The sequence below is a fragment of the Methylophaga sulfidovorans genome, from assembly GCF_900114205.1.
In the GTDB taxonomy this organism is placed as follows: Bacteria; Pseudomonadota; Gammaproteobacteria; order Nitrosococcales; family Methylophagaceae; genus Methylophaga; species Methylophaga sulfidovorans.
In genome coordinates, this window is sequence record NZ_FOSH01000006.1 from 81,039 (window position 1) to 97,979 (window position 16,941).

A 16,941-nucleotide genomic window follows, 5' to 3' on the forward strand; every position below is an offset into this window, starting at 1 on the left:
CACAATGCTGACAAGTCATAATAAAGAAAAACTGATCTGGTTGGGATTAGTTTCTATTGCCTTACTTGTTTCTGCTATTGACCCGGTTGCTGATCGGTTGACCTGGTTTATGGAAACAGTGCCTGTCATGATCGCCATACCTATATTGCTTATCACGCATAAACAATTTCCCCTGACGATTATTTCCATTCGAGCAATTAGTATCTTTGCTTTTATATTGATTATTGGTGGTTATTACACGTATGCAGAAAATCCCTTATTTAACTGGATTCAGCAAGAGTTTGATTTAGCCCGCAACCATTATGATAGGTTGGGGCATTTTATTCAGGGTGTAGTACCTGCTTTGTTAGCCCGGGAAATTTTGCTGAGAAACTCACCGCTACAACGTGGCAAATGGTTATTTTTTCTGGTCTGTTCGGTGAGCTTGGCTATTAGTGCCTGTTACGAGTTTGTAGAATGGGCAGCTGCCGTTATTAATGCTCAGGCGGCTGAGGCATTTCTGGGAACACAAGGTGATAACTGGGATACGCAGTGGGATATGTTCTTAGCCTTAAATGGCAGTATCTTTGCTCAATGGGCTTTTGCTGGTACTCAGGACCGTCAGCTAAAAGAACTATTGCACTGATTGTCGGCATTCACCAACTGAGTCCTTGCCACATATCGTGCCATTAATCCAGATGGCACTATCTAACTTAACGCCTTCCAGATTAGCGCCATTGATATTAGCTCGGGTTAAATCGGCGTATGACAAATCTGCATAAGACAAATCGGCATCACCTAAATCTGCGTCTCTTAAGTTTGCGCCTTTCAGGTCTGCGTTAGTTAATAGGGCGTAACTCAGATTAGCCTTACGCAGATCACTATAAGCCAAATCTGCTCCCGATAAGTCACTATTCATCAAGTTAGTATTACTTAGGTTACTACCACGCATTAACGCCATGGAGAGATTGGTGTTAGTTAGATTTTGGCCTGAGAGCTGACAGTTATTCCAATTAGCCTTCGGTGTTGCTGGTGACTGGCAATCAGATTGTGGGGTAGGCAATGGAGTCGGAAACTCAATGGCTAAAATACTGACAATGGCAAGAACGATTAAAATAGAGACGCTAGGCCAGAATATTTTCTGGTTACGGTTTAAGTAACGGTGCATGAGTATTCGTCGCAGATAACGTCGTTTCAGCTCTATCTCCGCTTCCTCTTCACGCCGTTCGCCTTTACGCTGTTGTAATACTGACTCATCGACTTCGGTATCCGTTGTATTACGCCGATCCAGACCTGTACGCTCATCTAAATAGCCTTTTACAGGCTGATCTTTTGCTGGGGGAGTAGCGAAATCAACAGAATCAGCAAAGCTATGCCAATGACGACGATCACGAGAGACCTCATCTTCTAAAGCAAGACGACCAACTTTTAAGTGATTGCTGATAACGGAAGCGGTAAACGGGCCAGAAATTTTTCCCTGCTTATGAATGTACCATTGTCCATTTTTATGTTTCATTGCCATTGCTCTTAGCAATAACCAGATTGCTATACTAGCATCATGTCGAGTTAGATAGTGACTTTATGCAGATAAATAGATCTCAACAGCCGAATACTGAAGTGATTGTAAATGCCTCTACAAAATTAGCGGATGCACTTCCTGTCGGCCAAAAAGTGGAGGCGACAGTGATCGGAAGAGTTAATGCCGATCAGATTAAACTTCAGCTTGGAGACAAGGTTTTTCAAGTCAATACACAGCAAGAGTTGGCACCAGGGCAAAAAGTCATTCTGCAGAAATCTGTCGACGCTGGTCAGCCAGTCATTCAATTAACCCCAGCTTCTGTACAAAAAGTCGATCTGGAACCGATGACATTGGCAACGCTGTTAAAAGCTAGGCAGGTCATTGCCGCCGATGTGGTTAAAATACTTGCGCAAAATCGCTTGTTAGTCACGCCTAAATTTATTACTGATGCGACGGTGACTCAGCCTCAGGCTAATCAGCTTGCTCAATTAAATAATGCTTTACCTAAGCTAATGGAAATTGATGTCAGTGGCATCAATCAGCTTTTTAAAACGGGGGATAAACTCGCTGTTGAGGTATTAAAGACACTACCGTTATCGGTCAAAATCATGCCGGATGCTGCGACTCGCGAACAGGGGGTGATGAATTATCAGCGAGAATTATTGCCTTTATTACAGAATCTGATAACCAAACCGACAAACCTTAATTTGTCATCGGCTACCACACAATCTCTGCCAGAACCTGTACGACAGGCATTAAGCAGTTTGATACAAAATGTGGTGGATAAGAGCACCTTACAGCAGCCGGAAAAACTGCAGCAAACGATTAATAACAGTGGTGTCTTTCTTGAAAGTCAGTTAAAACAAACAACCGCTCAGCCGGATTTACAGCAGAACCTGAAAGGGAATTTACTACGTTTAGCAGATGTGCTGAGAACACAATTGCAATCACCATTATTACCCAAATTACTGGATAACCCTGAGTTGATAAAACAATTACCGGTGGAGGTGCAAACCGCTATCAGGCAAATATTATCCACACCTCAGGATATGCGAGCTCTCCCGGCACAGGTATCACCGGCACTAGCTAATCGAGGACAAACACCAACGCAGTTACTATTCAGTTTACTGGCAGGATTAACTACAGCGTCCAGCCCAGATAAACCACAAGTACCCGTAGCCACAAGCCCGGCACCGACCACGACCGCACCTATAGTGAATATGGCGACAAATGCACAACAAGCTGTTTCACGAGCAATTGAGTTTCAAATGATGCGTGATTTATTACAGGATGTTGAGTCAGTCACTGCGAAAATTCAGTTTAATCAATTGTCGATGGTGCAAGATAATGATCTCAATACCAACGCCAATGTCTGGTTATTTGATCTTCCGGTTAAGGAAAAGCAGCAACTGGAAATGCTGCAGATGCGGATTGAGCAGCAATATACAGGGAATAGTAAAGATAAGGATTCAGCGATTTGGCAGGTACAACTCAATCTTGAAACTCAGAATTTAGGTCCTATGCAGGCCAGAATCACATTACATGCCTTGGACGTGAGTGTAGTGTTATTAGCTGAACGCCAGCAAAGCGCCACATTATTGACAAGTTATTTAGATCGTTTGGATGGACGTTTAAATGATATAGGGCTTAATGTCAGTCATTTAAGTTGTAGACAAGGGATCGTAAAGCCTGTGACACCGACAGTAATGACAGAGCACAAAGATTATCTGGTGGATATTTCAGTATGAGTGAGAAAGATGTTCTGCATGCCATAGCGCTTCAATATGATGGTGAAAATGCGCCTATTGTTACTGCCAGCGGCCAAGGTGATATTGCCGAAGAAATTATTCGCATAGCTCGCGAACATAATATCCCGTTACGTGAGGATGCGCTGTTGACTGAGTTATTGAGTGAACTCAAGCTTGGGGAAGAAATTCCCCCGATGCTTTATAGAGCAATTGCTGAAGTTATTGCCTATGCGTACTTGGTGTCAGGAAAAGTTCCTGTAAATAAAAGAGAAAATAAAAACTGAAGCTGAAAGTCAGCATTTTTATCCGAGACTATTTTCCATAAACACGCTTATAAACTTTATAATCAGCATTACAAAAATAACATTAAGTGTTGATTTTAATATATATATCCGATATTGTCGGTGCATGTTTAATTTCCGGTCTACATAATGTAGCTCCCCTAACTGATGAAAAATAAAATCAAGGAAACGTTGATGCGTGAGATAGCACTTGATCAGAAATCTGATCTACCTGCTAGCATAGCTTCAGTTACAGAACTCCTTGATGCAAAAATCATCATTGGCGGCCGCCAACCAGCCGAAACGGCATTTACAAAAACCCTGCTTGAGATTAGTGGTTTTAAGCGTATTCAAAGTGCGACTGATACTGATGGTGTTATGTTGTTACTCCGCCAGAGTATCGATAACGATTTGTCAGATATCGACTTACTGATTTTAGATAATGATTTACCTGGAATTTCTACCAAAGATATTCGTATGGTGATGGATCAGTTTGATGAATGGCGCTTAATCCCCATCATTTCTTTATGCAGGCAATCAATCTGGGATCATGCTCAGCTGCTCACTGATTTAGGCCATGGTGTGACTTCGCTGCTTTATCACCCAATGACGGCTGAATCATTGCCTCCAGCGATTATGACGGCATTGGCTGTTAAACGGGAACGCGATAAAACGTTTAAACGACAAACAGAGCTTGAAGATGAGCTTGCTAACCTGAAAGTGATGGAAGCGCGCTTACAGTTTTCTGTTAATCACGATGATTTAACTGGCTTGGCTAATCGACGACGTTTGGAAAATGCACTTGATATGACCTTGAGTCAGGTGCGTAATTTTATGAGCGTCAGTGCGCTTTTTTATATTGATTTAGACAGCTTCAAAGTCCTGAACGATGCCGAAGGGCATGAAGCCGGCGATACGCTGCTAGTACAGGTGGCTAATTCCCTGAGACGTTATTTTAATATCAACGATATTTTGGTACGTATTGGTTCGGATGAGTTTGCTGTACTGGTTAATAATACAAATAAAGAAACAGCGATAAAATTAGCCGAAGATTTACGTAATCTGTTTGACGGTTATGATTTTGAACACCATGGACATCATTATCACCTGTCAGCGAGCATCGGTTTAAAAATTATTGATGCGGATAATGCCACCACGGTAGGTGAAGTGTTATCACATTCTAATCAGGCTTGTTATACCGCGAAAACACGCGGACGTAACAGAGTGCATTTATATAGTCCTGATGATCGTGAAATGCATACCTTACGCCACAGTGTGGAATGGGCACCAAGAATTCGGGCCGCGTTAAAAGAAGGCTTGTTTTTATTGGAGTTCCAGCCAATTTATTCACTGGAGGCTGAACAAGTCTCTCACTATGAGTGCCTGATTCGCATGCGTGGTGAAGGCAACGTTATTTTTTATCCTAAAGAGTTCATTCCTGTTGCCGAAGCAATGGGCTTAATACACCAAATTGATTTTTGGGTGGTAGCGAAAGTCTTTGAGCTTATAGTGAATATGCCGGAGAATCTATCATTTGCTATCAATCTCTCTGGTAATGTATTTCTTGATGAGAATTTATACAAGCTAGTAAGAGATAAACTCAGTCAGACTAAGATAGATCCGAATCGTATTGTATTTGAAATTACCGAAACCTATGCTATATCTAACTTTGAGCAGACGAGAAGGATGGTATCGGATTTGCGGGCACTGGGATGTCGGTTTGCACTTGATGATTTTGGGGCAGGCTTTAACTCGTACAGTTATTTAAAACATTTCCCTGTCGATATTTTGAAAATTGACGGCGGATTTATCACCGATTTGGATAATGACCCGGTCGATCAGCAATTAGTGAAATCCATGATCGATATTGCTCATAGTCTTGGTAAAAAGACGGTGGCCGAGTTTGTCGAAAGAAAAAGCACTTTAGAATTATTAAAAAATTATGGCGTTGATATGGTTCAAGGCTTTTTAGTGGGTAAACCGAGCGCTAAGATACCTAAACCAAAAGATTAATGTACGCTACGCTGTCCATGTAATGTGGTAATCAGATGAGCCTCTTCATCGCTTAGATTACAGTTGTTTATCAGTTGTTGAATATCCGCCCCTTTCTTTGCTAAGCGAATTGCATGATCGTAACCTGGTTGATGGTTAGCGCTCAAATCTAGGCTACGTTGATGATCACGAATTTTGCTCAGTGTTTGTTCGAATTTATGAATACGTTCATCTGTTCCAGCAGCGCCAGAGCATAATGCAGTGATTTGATTTTGCAGGTCATGAATACGTTTAGCTTGTAATTGATGCATTTTCAGCAGGCGCATGGTAGCAAGGCCAATGACCAGGAATACGGCACTCATTACAGTAAATACGACGAAAATAGTCATGGTTTTACTCCTCAGACATCTGTCTGAACTTAAACATACTCATCAATAAACTCGCCTTTATCATCCTCTTTTGGATGCGGTTTCTCATCTTCTTCCGGCGTCTCTTTTTTCTTTTTATGTTGATCCTGTGGAGCAGGCTTATCCTCATCAGAAACAGGATGGATAACCGGCAAGGGTGTGGTCGGCTGGATAGGGTTGATATCATCAGCCATACTCATTATCCCTTAAAAACCAGAGATATCAGCAATCTCTTCATCGTTTAATAATTTATTGACGTCGACCAGAATCAACAAATATTTCTCACGCTTGCAGACACCTTGAATAAAGCGTGAACTGTCATCACTGACGTTCGGCGCAGTGTCAATTTCAGACTGGCGTAAATAAACAACTTCTGCCACACAGTCGACCAGCATACCGATAACGTGACCAGACACTTCTACAACGATAATCCGAGCTCGATCATCAGGTTCAATTGCATTTAAACCAAAGCGCATACGGGTATCAATGACGGTCACCACATTGCCACGTAAATTAATAATACCCAGTACATAAGAAGGCGCACCTGGTACTGGCGCAATTTCGGTCATGCGTAATACTTCCTGCACCTGCATAACGTTAATACCATAGTATTCGTCTTCGAGTTGGTATGTGACCCACTGTAATATAGGGTTTTCGTTACTATTATCTTTCTCGCTCATGTTTTATGACCTTCTGATATGGCTGTCATTTTTATGACAGCGAGCTGCTGATAAAGGATATGCAGACATCATGCCACTTAATATCACTCTAAGGCATTAATGATGGCAGAGATATCCAAAATACTGTGCATTGTTTCGCTCAGTACGCCTGTAAACCATGGTCGCTGACTTGTATCATGTCGCCAGTTAATTTCACCACTGTTTTTATTGATAATTTGCTCAATGTTATCGCATGCGATACCTGTACGTCTGTCATTGACCAGGAGTATATAGTTTGCTTTTAAAGCTGTTTCTTTGTTGGGTGTATGTAACAGCGTTCTTATATCAATAACATTGGTATTTTGACCATTATCGCTAAATAAGCCGACCTCCCATGATTTGCGTCCAGGAATCTGGCTCAAGCCATGTGAAGGCCAGCGAATAATATTATCAAGTGCATCTACTTTGATAGCGACTTTCATGCCACCGATATCACATAATAATATTTTGAGAACGATATTCTGTATCGGTATATCGTCTGCCGGTGTTTCTATCGTGATATCAGTTTGCGTCTGCTGTTCTATTGCTGACTCAGCTTCGCTGTTCACCTCTTCAGATTGAAGTTCCTCGGTGTTTATTGGTGTAGATATAGGCAATAGAGTGGTTGCTGGGGGTACGACGTCGTCAACTGGCTGAATAATGTCTTCTGACGGAAATATGACAGTTTGTTTCAATGTCGGTTTGCTTATAGGCATTTCTGAGCGTTCTACAACGTCCTCACTCGAGGACTGGGTGGAATCTTCCAGCATCTCATTGAAATAAGCAGATAAAGCTTCCCGCTGTTCATAAATTTTTTTCTTAGCCATTGGATATACTCACTTCTGGCTCAGTCAACATATTCAGTAACTGCTTATAGGCTCGTGTGCCCGCGCTATCAGGAGACATTTCTGGTAAAGGTAGTCCAAGCTTACTGGCTTCACGAAAGCCGATATCAACGGGTACAAAACTTTGCCAGACATTATCTCCATAACGTTTATGTAATTCTGCCAAGCAATCGATGGCCGCTTTTGTTCGACCATCATGCATGGTGGGTACTATAAAATAGGGCAGGGCACTTCGACGCGAATGATTAATCATCGAGACGGTATGTAACATATGCTCAAGGCCTTTGAGCGATAAAAACTCAGTCTGTACTGGAATAATCAATTTATCGCAGGCTGCCAGTGCATTGATCATTAAAACCCCAAGCATAGGTGGGCAGTCAATGAGGACGTGCTTAAACCGATCTTTGAAAAAGCTTAATGTTTTGCGAATCACCAAGCCTTTACCCTGTTGTGCACCTAGCTGCCGGTCAAGCGTTGCCATCGCGGTGGATGCGGGTAATAAGAAGATATTATCGTGACGTGTTTTTTTCAGGCTCTTTAAAATAGCTTCTTTTGGTGTGTTATCTAATTGCTGAAACAGGGTGTAAATACTGGTTTCAATGCTGTCAGGATCATAACCAAGATACGTCGTCAGTGAGCCATGAGGATCAAGATCGAGCATCAGCACTGGTTCACCTTTTTGAGCAAGTAAGCTGGCAAGCGACACTACCGTCGTCGTTTTTGCTACACCACCTTTTTGATTACATATTGCCCAGACAGCCATGATTATTGTTCACCTGTATTATTTTGGCCTGACTGGTTTGTGCCAGAACTACTAGTAGTTGATGCTTTCGATGAAGGAGTGCCAGCGCTGGAATCATGGAATACATTGATATCGCGACGACTCAAGTCATTACCCAAAACCACCAATACGACCCGGCGATTTTTCTGCCGGCCTGCTTCAGTGTCATTATTCGCAATCGGTTTATATTCACCATAGCCAATAGCCGACATACGGTCAGGTTGAATACCGTATCTGTCCAGTAGATGCACAACACTGGCAGCACGAGCTGCTGACAATTCCCAGTTTGAAGGAAAGCGCGGTGTATTAATGGGATTATTGTCAGTAAACCCTTCAACCTGAATAGGATTTGCTGATTTTTGTAAGATACTGGCGATCTCGCCCAGAACAGGTATAGCAGGGCGGGCCAGTCTGGCTTCACCACTTTCGAATAAAACCCGGGACTTTATTTCCAGCTCCAGCCAGTCTTCACCTTGTTTTATCGTAACATCGTCAGATTTAATCCAATCGGATAGGGCAGAACTGAACTGTTTGGATAAATCGTTGATAGTTCGGATATCATCATCTGTGGCTTTAGGCGGAAAATTTGAGACGACTTCCGGTAATGGTGTTTCTGGTACTGCTGGTGTGAGAGGTTCAATCACCACCTCACCTTTACCCCGACTCACTTCGCCAATTTGTATTGGATCTTTACTACGGACGGGTTGAGAGAAGACTGCTTCCAGGGTATCTGAAAGTACCCGATACTTACCTTCATTAACGGAAGAGATAGAATACATCACGACAAAAAAAGCAAATAAAAGGGTGATAAAGTCAGCATAAGAAACTAGCCAACGTTCGTGATTTTCATGTTCTTCATGTCTTTTTCGACGAGCCATAGATCATCACTCAGTTTAAATAGGCTTGAAGGCGACTTTCGATGTTTCTTGGATTATCACCATCAGCTACACCAATTAATCCTTCAATCAACATCATTTGAAGACGACTACGTTTATTAATCAGCGCTTTTAGCTTGTTACCTATAGGTAGAAATAATAAGTTAGCGAGGCCTACACCATAAATTGTGGCGACAAAAGCGACAGCAATGCCAGAACCAAGTGAGGCTGGATCTGCCAGATTTCCCATAACATGAATCAGTCCCATAACGGCACCAATAATACCGATAGTAGGTGAGTAGCCACCCATAGCCTCAAACACTTTAGCTGCCTGGAAATCATCTGATTCCTGAATATCCAGATCATTTTCCAAGACTTCCCTCAAAACTTCCGGCTCAATGCCATCCGCAATCAATTGCAGGCCTTTTTGCGTGAAGAGATCGCTTTCTTCAATCGCCATAGATTCCAGTTTGATTAATCCTTCTCGTCGTGCAACCTGATTCCATTCCAGTATTTTTTCTAATTGCAGGCGAGGTGATAATTTGGGTGGTTTGATGATCCATAGAGACATTCGCATGGCGCGCAGAAATGTATTCATCGGTGTTTGCAACATAACTGCACCAAGCGTACCGCCCATCACAATCAATAGAGCAACAGCATTAAGAATGGTGTCTATATGACCACCTTCAAGATACTGACCTATCAGTATGGCACCGAAACCAATGATGAGTCCGATGATACTCAAAATATCCATATCAACTCAGTTCCGCCAGTTGTCGACCAATATCGTTGATATCAAGAATTTTGTCAGCAAGGCCGGCTTTAGCGACAGCCATTGGCATGCCATAAATCGTACTGCTTTCTTGATCCTGAGCCCAGACAGTGCCGGTTTTTTTCTTGATATTTTCACAGCCATTACGGCCATCACTACCCATGCCCGTTAAAATCACAGCCAGAGTTTTCGCCCCGCAAATACTCGCAACAGAATCAAATGTCAGATCAACGCAGGGTTTATAGGTTTCATTTACATCACCGGCTTCAATACTAAGATAGAGATGATTGGGGCGACCTTTAAGCAACATTTGTTGGCCGCCGGGTGCCAGGTAAGCGGTACCTGCTTGCAAGTGTTCGCCATTTTCAGCCTGTTTTACCCGAATGGCACATTGTGTATTTATGCGTTCTGCAAATGAGGGGGTAAACGTTGCCGGCATATGTTGAATTAGTAAAATAGGGCAGGGAAAACTCGCTGGTAATTGTGTTAATACTTTTTGTAAGGCGACGGGGCCTCCCGTCGATGTGCCAATGGCAACCAGTTCTGGCGTAGTATTTAAGGATTTATCAGCTTTGACTGGCACCGATGCCTGGCTTTTTACTATTCTACTTGTCGTTGATAAATCTGACTGACTGGCATGGAAACCACTGGATAGTTGATAGATTCGCTGACAAAGCTTACGCTGGGCTTCGACTTTATCACTGGATAAATCTTCAAAACGCTTCGGTAAAAAATCAGTCGCACCGGCTTCCAGTGCATCTAGTGTTGATTTTGCCCCTTCCGTTGTCCAGGTCGACAACATGAGTACAGGTGTATTACGAATCGCTTTTATTTTACGTACTGCAGTAATGCCATCCATCACTGGCATTTCTAAGTCCATTGTCACCACATCCGGGTGGTGACGTTGTACTTCTCTAATAGCTTCTTCGCCATTACTGGCGGTAGCAATTACTTGAAGTCGCGGATCGGTTGCTATGATTTCAGCAAGACGTTTACGGAAAAAACTTGAGTCATCGACTATCAGAACTTTAACCGTCACACCTACTCCTAATATCCACGGTTAGCATGGACTTTCATTAATTCTGGGAAATCCAGAATTAATGCGATGCGGCCGTCACCAGTAATAGTCGCGCCAGCAAACCCATGAGTTCCTTGTAACAAAGCTCCAAGCGGTTTAATAACAACTTCTTCTTGTCCCAGCAATACATCAACAACAAAGCCGACACGCTGAGTACCCACATTCACGATAACAACATGTTCAATTTCAGGTTTTTTCACATCAGTACGGCCTTTGGTCAGCCATTTGCTGAGATAAAATAAAGGTAAGGCTTTATTTCTCACCATAATGGTTTGTTGACCATCCACCACATTGGTTTTAGACAGATCGAGATGGAATATCTCATTCACGTTCACCAACGGGAATGCAAAAATTTGTTCACCCAACATCACCATCAATGTCGGCATAATGGCAAGTGTCAGAGGGACCTTAATGGATAGTGTTGTACCAACACCAACCTCAGACTGAATATCAATAACGCCATTCAGTTTCGATATGCTGGTTTTCACCACATCCATGCCAACACCACGACCGGAAATATCGGATATTTCCTGTTTCATTGAAAAGCCGGGGGAGAAAATCAGTGAAAAACACTCGGATTCAGTAAGTCTTGCCGCGGTGTCTTCGTCCATCATGCCTTTTTCAACAGCTTTACGACGTAGAGTTTCAGGATTCATACCTGCACCATCATCCGCGATGGTCAGTAAAATATGATCACCTTCTTGAGCGGCTGAAAGTAACACTTTACCTTGACGTGGTTTACCAGCTGCTTCACGTACATCGGGCATTTCAATACCATGATCAACTGCATTTCTGACTAAATGCACAAGTGGATCGGCCAGTGCTTCGACTAAATTTTTATCGAGATCGGTTTCTTCACCACGAAGTTCGAGATCAATGTCTTTTTTCAGGCTTCTGGCGATATCACGCACAACACGGGGGAAACGACCAAATACTTTTTTGATTGGCTGCATACGTGTTTTCATTACAGCGGTCTGCAGATCCCCTGTGACGACACGTAGATTATTGACAGCTTTAGCCATCTCTTCATTGTCAAAAGCTGACTCAAGTGTACTTATACGGTTTCTGACCAGTACGAGTTCACCCACCATATTCATGATTTCATCAAGACGGCTTGTATCGACACGTACACTGGTATCAGCGGCTTGTTTAGCAGGAGCCGCTTTTGCTTCAACCTTTTCAGCCGCAGGCGCTTTTTCTGCAGGTTTAGGTGCAGAAGCTTTAGTTTCGGCCGTTTTATCTGATGGCGGTGGACTAGCTGGTTTAGGTGTTGCAGGTGGGGGAGTGGGGTTTTCAGCTTGTACTTTTTTCGCTCCCTGTAGTTCGTCCAGAAGTGCCTCAAACTCCTCTTCAGTTATATCATCACTATCTGATGAGCTTGATGACGGTGTTGCGGGAGCAGGAGCTGGTGCGTCTGCTTTTTCTGCGTCTTTAATACCAGGCGCAGAATTACCATGGAGTTGGTCTAACAGTGCTTCAAATTCATCGTCTGTTATTTCATCATCTGCAGCAGCACTAGCCGGTTCAGCTTCTTGAGGAGGGGCAACTTCCTCAACTTTTTGCTCTTCCACGACTTCTGGCTCTGGCTCTGGTTCAGGCGCAGCCACAGCTGAGTCACTATTAATATATGCAGATAACTGTTTAATAATTTCATCATCAGCAGGGCTTGGATATTCACCAGATTTGATTTCAGCAAACATGGTGTTAAGAATATCGAGCACTTTGAGGAAGGTATCCATCATATCGGCATCGACAAAGCGTTCACCTTGTCTTAACAGATTGAATAAATCCTCACTCTTATGACAAAGATTAACCATTGCTTCCAGACTAAGAAAGCCTGCACCGCCTTTAATGGTATGAAAACCACGAAAGATGGAGTTAAGGAGATCAGCATCCTGTGGACTATTTTCTAGTTCAACAAGCTGCTCATTGAGACCTTCTAATATTTCTTCTGCTTCAACAAGAAAGTCTTGCAGGATTTCATCATCTGTGTCCAGCGCCATGAATCATTTCCTCAGAAGCCGAGGCTAGATAACAAGTCATCCACATCATCCTGGTTATTCACCACGTTTGGGTTGTCTTGTGCATTTATCTGCGGACCTTCAGCTTTAATTGGGTCAATTTCTTTTTTATTTGGAGACTGTTTTGGTTTGCCAGCAACTTTCACTAACTGCACTAAACTGTCTTCCACTTCTTCTACCAAGCTAATAACCTGACGAATTACCTGTCCGGTTAAATCCTGGAAGCCCTGAGCCAACATCATTTCAGATAAATTGTGATGAACCTGATCTGCGTGCTGTTTCACTGTCGGTAAATAGTTTTCGATTTCTTTTACCAATAAGCGAAACTCTTCTGCATTCATTTCCTTTTTCCGAAAACGGTGCCAGCTCTCATCTATCTTTTCGGCAGTATTTCGGAGTTCTTGAGCCAAAGGTAATGTGTTATCGATATAACCTAAGGTTTTGTGTGCCGCTTCTTCTGTGGTGGTGATGACATAGTTAAGCCGGTCACGTGTGTTGGGCATATCATTCTGGGTTAGATCGATGAGTTTTGCATCAAGATTGAAGTTATTCAAAGAATCGTGAAGTTCACGTGTAAGCTTGCCTACTTCTTTGAATAAATGACTTTCCTGTGCTTTTGCCAGAATAGTCAGTTGTTCCTCAGCAGCGCTTTCATCATTCTTTTCAAACGCCTCGACGAGGGCTCGTGCTGCTTCTAATTGGATTGCCTGATTTGCTGAAGCCATGAGCCGAGTGCTCCTTATTGTGCGTTGATGCGTTCAAAAATCTTTTCGATTTTTTCCTTAAGCGTTGCTGCAGTAAATGGCTTGACGATATAACCATTCACCCCAGCTTGAGCCGCTTCAATGATCTGCTCACGTTTTGTTTCAGCAGTGACCATCAGAACTGGTAATGATGAAAGCTTTTCATCTGCCCGAACAGTTTTAAGTAAATCAATACCTTGCATGCCAGGCATATTCCAATCGGTGACCAGAAAATCAATTCCACCTGCCTGCAGAATAGGTAAGGCTGTTAAACCATCATCAGCTTCTTGAGTATTATTAAATCCCAGATCTCGTAACAGGTTTTTTATTATCCGACGCATTGTGGAAAAATCATCTACGATCAGGATCTTCATATTTTTATCCAAAGCACACCTCCAAAATTTACATAATCCAGTCACGAAGTTTGGCGCGAAGTCGGATCACAGTTTGACTATGAATCTGACTGACTCTGGATTCACTAACCCCCAGAACCTCGCCGATCTCCTTTAAATTTAATTCGTCATTATAATACAGGCTCATTAATAAGCGCTCCCGCTCTGGTAGTGTGTCTATGGCTTGTGCCAATGCCTGCTGGAAATCATCATCTTGAACTTCATCATCGGGTCCGCTTGGGCCGACAGAGATTAGGTGAGCGTGAGTTTCATCATTATCAGTAAACTCATCAAGGCTGAAAATCTGATAACCACTCGAATCGTTTAACTGTTGATAGTATTCATTGATATCAATGCCAAGTGCGCTTGCTACCTCACTGTCAGAGGCATTTCGCCCTTTTTCTTGTTCTATTTTATGCATTTGCTCGGCAATTTCTCGGGCTTTTCTATGAACAGACCTAGGTGCCCAATCATTACGACGGATTTCATCCAGCATCGAACCTCGTATACGAATACCGGCATATGTTTCAAAACTTGCACCCTGAGCTGAATTATATTGATGGGATGCGTCAAGTAAGCCAATCATACCCGCCTGGATCAAATCTTCTACATCAACAGATGCTGGCAGCCTGGCGATCATATGATAAGCAATTCGCTTTACCAAAGGCGCGTGCTGTTCAATCAATTCTGATTTACTTTGACCCGATGTGTACATGACAGCTCTGTTGCTCATACCATTTCCATACTTGCCTGAATGAGTCTTTCAACAAAAAATTCCATGTGTCCACGTGGCTGTTTCTGTACTGGCCAATACTCTATTTTTTTGGCTAAGTGATTAAACGCTGTAGCCGCTTTGCTACGTGGAAATGCTTCTACTACACTGCGTTGTTTCTTGACAGACCGTCTTAAATCCTCATCAAACGGTACTATACCCATAAAATCCAGGGTAACGTCGAGAAAGCGATCACAGACTAATGAAATTTTATCAAATAGTTCACGACCTTCTTGTACACTTCTACACATATTTGTCACGATATGGAAGCGTTCAACTTGATGTTCACGACTGAGTAATTTAATTAATGCGTATGCATCCGTGATAGAAGCGGGTTCATCACATACCACCACAATGACTTCCTGGGCAGCTTTACTGAAGCTGATAACACTGTCAGCAATACCTGCAGCACTATCAATAAGCAATACATCAATATGCTGATCCATTTCGCTGAAGGCTTGTATCATGCCAGCATGTTCAGCACTGCTTAGCTCTGCCATTTTTTTCACGCCAGAGGTTGCAGGAATGATTTTTAGACCAGAAGGGCCCTCAACCATAATTTCATTCAGTGTTTTAGTGCCATCCAATACATGAAGCAGATTAAATTGAGGATGGAGCCCTAACATAACGTCGATATTTGCCAAACCTAAGTCAGCATCAAGCAGGACAACTTCTTTGCCCAATGCAGCTAAAGCAACACCCAGGTTAACGGTGACATTGGTTTTACCCACGCCACCTTTACCACTTGCAATCGCAATGACCTTCACTGGTCTGGCTGCTTGCGCCATTTTACGAAGGCCAACAGCTTGATCTTGGGTATTTTCAGCCATAGGCGGCAAAACCTCCATAACTGGATACGGTTTGAGGATCCAGTTGTTGCTCATCATTCATCAACTCGCTGGCCTGATTAACAAGTGTATTAGGCCGGGCAAGACTCAGATCCTCAGGAACCTGCTGGCCGTTAGCAATATAAGCCAATGGTAAACGATGCCGTACTAAGGCCGAAACGGCACCACCAAGACTGCTGGCTTCATCTGTTTTTGTCAGGATACAGCCGCTCAAGTTCAAGTGAGAATAGGCATTAATAATATCATCCATAGCACTTGCTTGAGTGTTTGCTGACATAGTTAAGTATGTTTTGACACGAGGTGATTGCTGTTTAATCACAGCAAACTTCTCTGTCAGTTTTATATCTCGTTGATTCATTCCCGCAGTATCTATCAGGATAAAGCGGCGATCAAGCAGGTCATTGAGTGTTTCAGTCAGTTCAGCATGGGTTCTGGCCACTCTGACAGGCACGCCTAAAATCCTGGCGTAGGTACGTAATTGTTCTTGTCCACCAATGCGATAGCAGTCAGTAGTAATGAGGGCAACCTGCCGGGCACCGTGCTTTAGAGCACAACGAGCGGCTAGTTTAGCAATGGTAGTGGTTTTGCCAACACCTGTTGGTCCAACCAGGGCATAGATGCCACCTTGCGATAATATATCTTCTTCAGTGAGATGAATTTGAGAAGCTAATTGTCCAAGACAATGACGCCATGCCGTCTCTAAATCATCAATACCTTGTATTTTTGCGGTAATAGATTTGGCGAGTTCGACATCAATGCCCATTTGCATAAAGCGCTTCAGTAACTGTACCTGAGTTGGATTTTGACGTTCCATATCTTTCCAGGTCAGATCGGAAAGCTGGTTTTGCAGCATATTACGCAAACCAGCAATTTCTTTACGCATCTGGACTAAAGTGGGTTCCTGAGACCAGATATTTTGTTTCGGAGCGGGCTGAGAAGGCTCAAAGGTATTACTTTCAAGACTTGGGTTAATCTCTACCCTTGGCGAAGTTTGAGGTTGTGGTGCTTCTTCTACCTGAGACTGACGACGGAACTGTGATTCGTCATAATCTGTGGCTGCGACAATTTCTATCCCACCATCTACACGGGTGTTAGAGAGAATGACTGCATCCGGACCAAGAACATCTCTTACTTCGCGGATAGCTTGACGTACATCAGCTGCCTGGAAACGTTTGATTTTCATACATCAA

General features: G+C 43.0%; 19 protein-coding genes. 4 read left to right on the forward strand and 15 right to left on the reverse strand.

The window, feature by feature from the left end:
• Positions 1-4 precede the first annotated feature (4 nt).
• Positions 5-625: a DUF2238 domain-containing protein gene (locus BM232_RS06480; RefSeq protein WP_091712560.1), complete on the forward strand. Its 621-nt coding sequence runs from the start codon at positions 5-7 to the stop codon at positions 623-625.
• Here the strand turns inward: BM232_RS06480 and BM232_RS06485 are convergent.
• The gene (locus BM232_RS06485; RefSeq protein WP_177207272.1) at positions 614-1,495 is read right to left on the reverse strand and encodes a pentapeptide repeat-containing protein; all 882 of its coding nucleotides are present in this window, start codon (positions 1,493-1,495) and stop codon (positions 614-616) included. The genes BM232_RS06480 and BM232_RS06485 overlap by 12 nt on opposite strands.
• 65 nt (positions 1,496-1,560) lie before the next feature.
• Between BM232_RS06485 and BM232_RS06490 the strand changes: the two genes are divergently transcribed.
• The 3 genes from BM232_RS06490 to BM232_RS06500 all read left to right on the forward strand — a co-directional run bounded on the left by BM232_RS06490 (position 1,561) and on the right by BM232_RS06500 (position 5,540).
• On the forward strand, positions 1,561-3,246 hold the full coding sequence (locus tag BM232_RS06490; RefSeq protein ID WP_091712565.1) for a flagellar hook-length control protein FliK: 1,686 nt from the start codon (positions 1,561-1,563) through the stop codon (positions 3,244-3,246).
• Complete coding sequence (locus BM232_RS06495; RefSeq protein WP_091712568.1) at positions 3,243-3,530, forward strand: EscU/YscU/HrcU family type III secretion system export apparatus switch protein; 288 nt, start codon at positions 3,243-3,245, stop codon at positions 3,528-3,530. The genes BM232_RS06490 and BM232_RS06495 overlap by 4 nt, the downstream gene beginning before the upstream one ends.
• A gap of 192 nt (positions 3,531-3,722) precedes the next feature.
• Positions 3,723-5,540 (forward strand): putative bifunctional diguanylate cyclase/phosphodiesterase, encoded by a 1,818-nt coding sequence (locus BM232_RS06500; protein WP_091712570.1) that lies wholly within the window; start codon positions 3,723-3,725, stop codon positions 5,538-5,540.
• Here BM232_RS06500 and BM232_RS06505 read toward each other — a convergent pair.
• From BM232_RS06505 to flhF, 14 genes are all read right to left on the reverse strand, one after another.
• Positions 5,537-5,908, reverse strand: coding sequence for a DUF2802 domain-containing protein (locus BM232_RS06505; protein WP_091712573.1), 372 nt, complete (start codon positions 5,906-5,908; stop codon positions 5,537-5,539). The two genes, BM232_RS06500 and BM232_RS06505, sit on opposite strands and share 4 nt — an antisense overlap.
• A gap of 29 nt (positions 5,909-5,937) precedes the next feature.
• Positions 5,938-6,120, reverse strand: coding sequence for a hypothetical protein (locus tag BM232_RS06510; protein ID WP_091712575.1), 183 nt, complete (start codon positions 6,118-6,120; stop codon positions 5,938-5,940).
• A 12-nt stretch (positions 6,121-6,132) separates the two neighbouring features.
• Positions 6,133-6,606, reverse strand: a complete 474-nt coding sequence (locus tag BM232_RS06515; RefSeq protein ID WP_091712578.1) for a chemotaxis protein CheW — start codon at positions 6,604-6,606, stop codon at positions 6,133-6,135.
• Positions 6,607-6,689: 83 nt separating this feature from the next.
• Positions 6,690-7,451 carry a chemotaxis protein CheW gene (locus BM232_RS06520; protein WP_091712580.1) on the reverse strand — a complete coding sequence of 254 codons (762 nt, stop codon included), beginning with the start codon at positions 7,449-7,451 and terminating at the stop codon, positions 6,690-6,692.
• Positions 7,444-8,232 carry a ParA family protein gene (locus BM232_RS06525; protein WP_091712582.1) on the reverse strand — a complete coding sequence of 263 codons (789 nt, stop codon included), beginning with the start codon at positions 8,230-8,232 and terminating at the stop codon, positions 7,444-7,446. The genes BM232_RS06520 and BM232_RS06525 overlap by 8 nt, the downstream gene beginning before the upstream one ends.
• A 2-nt stretch (positions 8,233-8,234) precedes the next feature.
• The gene (gene motD / locus BM232_RS06530) at positions 8,235-9,128 is read right to left on the reverse strand and encodes a flagellar motor protein MotD (protein ID WP_091712583.1); all 894 of its coding nucleotides are present in this window, start codon (positions 9,126-9,128) and stop codon (positions 8,235-8,237) included.
• A gap of 10 nt (positions 9,129-9,138) precedes the next feature.
• Positions 9,139-9,879: a flagellar motor protein gene (locus BM232_RS06535; RefSeq protein ID WP_091712585.1), complete on the reverse strand. Its 741-nt coding sequence runs from the start codon at positions 9,877-9,879 to the stop codon at positions 9,139-9,141.
• Between the two features lies 1 nt (position 9,880).
• Complete coding sequence (locus BM232_RS06540; protein ID WP_091712587.1) at positions 9,881-10,936, reverse strand: protein-glutamate methylesterase/protein-glutamine glutaminase; 1,056 nt, start codon at positions 10,934-10,936, stop codon at positions 9,881-9,883.
• An 8-nt stretch (positions 10,937-10,944) separates the two neighbouring features.
• Positions 10,945-12,978: a chemotaxis protein CheA gene (locus BM232_RS06545; RefSeq protein WP_091712589.1), complete on the reverse strand. Its 2,034-nt coding sequence runs from the start codon at positions 12,976-12,978 to the stop codon at positions 10,945-10,947.
• Positions 12,979-12,989: 11 nt separating this feature from the next.
• Positions 12,990-13,721 carry a protein phosphatase CheZ gene (locus tag BM232_RS06550; protein WP_091712591.1) on the reverse strand — a complete coding sequence of 244 codons (732 nt, stop codon included), beginning with the start codon at positions 13,719-13,721 and terminating at the stop codon, positions 12,990-12,992.
• 14 nt (positions 13,722-13,735) lie between these two features.
• Positions 13,736-14,113, reverse strand: coding sequence for a chemotaxis response regulator CheY (gene cheY / locus BM232_RS06555; RefSeq protein WP_040576613.1), 378 nt, complete (start codon positions 14,111-14,113; stop codon positions 13,736-13,738).
• Between the two features lie 28 nt (positions 14,114-14,141).
• Entirely contained in the window at positions 14,142-14,864 is a 723-nt protein-coding gene (locus tag BM232_RS06560) for an RNA polymerase sigma factor FliA (protein ID WP_091712593.1), read from the reverse strand.
• A complete protein-coding gene (locus BM232_RS06565) occupies positions 14,861-15,733 on the reverse strand; it encodes a MinD/ParA family protein (RefSeq protein WP_091712595.1) in 873 nt (290 codons plus the stop codon). The genes BM232_RS06560 and BM232_RS06565 overlap by 4 nt, the downstream gene beginning before the upstream one ends.
• The gene (gene flhF / locus BM232_RS06570; protein ID WP_091712597.1) at positions 15,726-16,934 is read right to left on the reverse strand and encodes a flagellar biosynthesis GTPase FlhF; all 1,209 of its coding nucleotides are present in this window, start codon (positions 16,932-16,934) and stop codon (positions 15,726-15,728) included. Before flhF ends, BM232_RS06565 begins: the two co-directional genes overlap by 8 nt.
• Positions 16,935-16,941 lie beyond the last annotated feature (7 nt).